Source organism: Endozoicomonas atrinae, assembly GCF_001647025.1.
Taxonomy (GTDB): domain Bacteria; phylum Pseudomonadota; class Gammaproteobacteria; order Pseudomonadales; family Endozoicomonadaceae; genus Endozoicomonas; species Endozoicomonas atrinae.
On sequence record NZ_LUKQ02000435.1, the window covers coordinates 1 to 2,858 of the forward strand.

A 2,858-nucleotide genomic window follows, 5' to 3' on the forward strand; every position below is an offset into this window, starting at 1 on the left:
GCATGTTACCCCAAGGCAATCCACGTTGATTTGATCTGTGTGTATTTTTCAAACCCGGTAAATGCCTTATCACGGGTGTTGCCTGACTGCTTATAACCGCCAAACGGCATCGTCATATCTCCGCCATGAAAACAATTGACCCAAACATTACCGGACTTCATCGCTCTGCTGACCCGATGTGCACGGTTCAGGTCACCCGTCCAGATCGCCGACGCTAATCCATAATCTGTACCATTGGCAATACGAATGGCGTCCTCTTCATCCTGATAGGTCATCACGGAGAGAACAGGTCCGAATACTTCTTCTTGTGCAATGGTCATGTCAGGCGTTACGCCCGTCAGGATGGTTGGCTCGTAGTAGTAACCGCCTGAGTCCGGGTGCTTAATCTTCCCACCGGTAAACAGTTGTGCGCCTTGATCTAAAGCCCCCTGAACGTAGTTTTCAACCCGCTGTAGATGAGCGGCATCTACCAAAGCACCGGCCATGGATTGCATATCAAGGGGGTTATAGGGTTGCCAGTATTCGGAGTAGTTTTTTACTTTGCTCAAAAAGGTTTCGATGAAGTCTTCATCATCAGGCAGCAACAGTCGGGAACCGGCAAAGCAGACCTCACCCATGTTGTAGAAAATTGCTTGAGCAGATACTTGAGCCGCTTCCTCCAGGTTCAGAGCATCTTTGAAAACAATGTTTGCCGTTTTTCCCCCTGCTTCGATATGGACAGGTTTGCCGTTAGTTTCTGATGAGTATTTCATCAGTTCACGAGAGGTAGTATGGGAGCCCGTGAAGCTGATGCAGTCAACGTCCGAGTGTCTGCCCAGAGCCGCTCCGGCAACTCTGCCATAACCGGGAACGATTTGAAGAACGCCTTCAGGTACTCCTGCCTTGTGAGCGAGCTCACCGAGTTTGATCGTAGTCAGTGATGCTCGTTCAGAGGGCTTAACAACGACTGAATTCCCCATTGCCAATGCAGAACCGACTTTCCATATCGCCATATAAAAGGGGAAGTTCCACGGAGTAATGGCTCCCACCACCCCGATAGGCTCACGAGTGATCATCCCTATGCCTTGATGGTTAGGAGACATTTGGTCGTAGAGTTTGTCGATACACTCTGCGAACCAACGGATAGCATGAGCGCCACCACGAATATCGGATTCAAGACATAGGGATACCGGCTTTCCCATATCCAGTGTTTCCAGAACCGCCAACTCTTCTTCATGTTCAATAATCAGGTCAGCCAGTTTGAACAAAACGTTCTTACGTTCCTGTAGTGGCATTGCTGACCAGACACCACTCTCAAAAGAGCGTCGAGCACCAAGGACTGCATGGTGAATATCCTGCTCGTTACAAGCGTCGATATTGGTCAGAAATTCACCATCAATCGGTGAGTAGCAGGCAAAAACCTCTCCTGACATTGAATTTACATACTGGCCATTTATAAAGGCACGTCCTTCAGCTTTTGTACTTTTAGACATAGTGTGCCAATAGTTTGAGTATTCTGGATGGTAGCCCATGAATGTAAAGCCCTTATAAAGTCTTTATATTGAGTGAATTAGCCCTAATTGAATGAGAGCTTCTTTTTAGTTAGTACTTAAGTGCTGATTTGAAGTTAAGGAGTTGCCTCATGTTAATTCTATTTACTAAAAGGAAGCTGGAATTAGATCGTTATATCTATAGAGACTGCTCTCCTGATTTTGTTGAATTAATGGGGGTTGATGGGTTGGATCAAGTTATTGGAAAAGCGGATGATGAACTGACGGGAAATCACACAGGGCATCACTGGGGACGATATCGCCGGAACACTGATCAGCTTTGCCAGAGAGAAGGTGCGTGGCATGAAGCGATTAGACATACGGCAAAAGGCTGGTATCTGGTCAAGGAAGAAAAAAAGTTTCATAGCGCCGGTTTGACCTCCATGAATACTGGCATTATTACTGGCTCTTACCACCTCTTTAGCAGCCAAGTCTGTGATATTTTGAATCACCAAACGGTTATTGGCTGTCACATCAAGATCAATTATCCCCGCCAAATTGTTATCGAGTGGCCTGACCTTGTCATTCTTGAAGGCATGCTTATGCAGCGAAGCGAGTCCGAAGAGTTGGAATACCTGAATATTAAACGAACAACATTGGGTTGCCGACGCGACAAGGCTGCACAACTTCTTGGTGTTAAAAACAAAACCTGTAGAACTGAGCTGATCCATCAACTGCACCGTTTTCATCTACATCAAGTGATTTATACGATGACTGAACATGGATTCCTTCGTCAATAGCCTTTACAGGCAGTTGATTTTGCGCCGAGCATTTGCTCGCTATCAAAAGTTCACGGCGAGCATTTGCTCGCATAAAAAAGCATTGGTAATTCAAGCGTTGACAGAGGGGGGAGGGCTGTGGAATTGATTATAAGTCAAGGTAAGGACATCTTGAGATGTGGCGTCCAGATTTCTATTGTAGGAAGCAATCAGGAGTTTGGAGTGTGGGAAGGCTATATAACGACAGTCGTATAGATTCATGGAGTAAAAAAATAGTTTTGCTTCAACCGTTACCAGAAAGATTAACTATTGCTGATCTTGAAATAGATACAGAAAGTCACTGGACCATAATCTTTGAGTATATATTTAACTTGAACCTTCGTGATTTTTCAGAACCCCAGTACGTGCTTGGTTTTACGCTTTCAGGCAAACCTGTCGAGGCGACTGCGATAAAATTTGGAGAGAAGTACTTTTCTCCTTTAATTCGTCAAAATACCCCCTTTCAAGTCTCTCATACCGTAGCGTTTGAACCTTTGATGACATTTTACGATGAACACAACAGACCATTATGCATTGCTGATATTGATTAAACCTCTACCTCATACTGCGC

At 45.2% G+C, this 2,858-nt stretch carries 3 protein-coding genes; 2 read left to right on the forward strand and 1 reads right to left on the reverse strand.

Annotation, left to right across the window (positions count from 1 at the left end; translation table 11 throughout):
* Nucleotides 1-5: 5 nt before the first annotated feature.
* Nucleotides 6-1,412 (reverse strand): aldehyde dehydrogenase, encoded by a 1,407-nt coding sequence (locus AK963_RS27510; protein ID WP_238593872.1) that lies wholly within the window; start codon nucleotides 1,410-1,412, stop codon nucleotides 6-8.
* 209 nt (nucleotides 1,413-1,621) lie between these two features.
* Here AK963_RS27510 and AK963_RS27515 point away from each other — a divergent pair, with 209 nt between their 5' ends.
* Both AK963_RS27515 and AK963_RS27520 read left to right on the forward strand, forming a co-directional pair.
* Nucleotides 1,622-2,269, forward strand: a complete 648-nt coding sequence (locus tag AK963_RS27515) for a hypothetical protein (RefSeq protein WP_066018515.1) — start codon at nucleotides 1,622-1,624, stop codon at nucleotides 2,267-2,269.
* A gap of 155 nt (nucleotides 2,270-2,424) precedes the next feature.
* The gene (locus AK963_RS27520) at nucleotides 2,425-2,838 is read left to right on the forward strand and encodes a hypothetical protein (RefSeq protein ID WP_139117716.1); all 414 of its coding nucleotides are present in this window, start codon (nucleotides 2,425-2,427) and stop codon (nucleotides 2,836-2,838) included.
* The last annotated feature ends 20 nt before the right edge of the window (nucleotides 2,839-2,858 follow it).

Coding starts and splice junctions, on each gene's coding strand:
- AK963_RS27510 (WP_238593872.1), bottom strand. CDS start 1,412: ATGTCAGGAGAGGTTTTTGCCTGCTACTCACCGATTGATGGTGAATTT.
- AK963_RS27515 (WP_066018515.1), top strand. CDS start 1,622: ATGTTAATTCTATTTACTAAAAGGAAGCTGGAATTAGATCGTTATATC.
- AK963_RS27520 (WP_139117716.1), top strand. CDS start 2,425: ATGTGGCGTCCAGATTTCTATTGTAGGAAGCAATCAGGAGTTTGGAGT.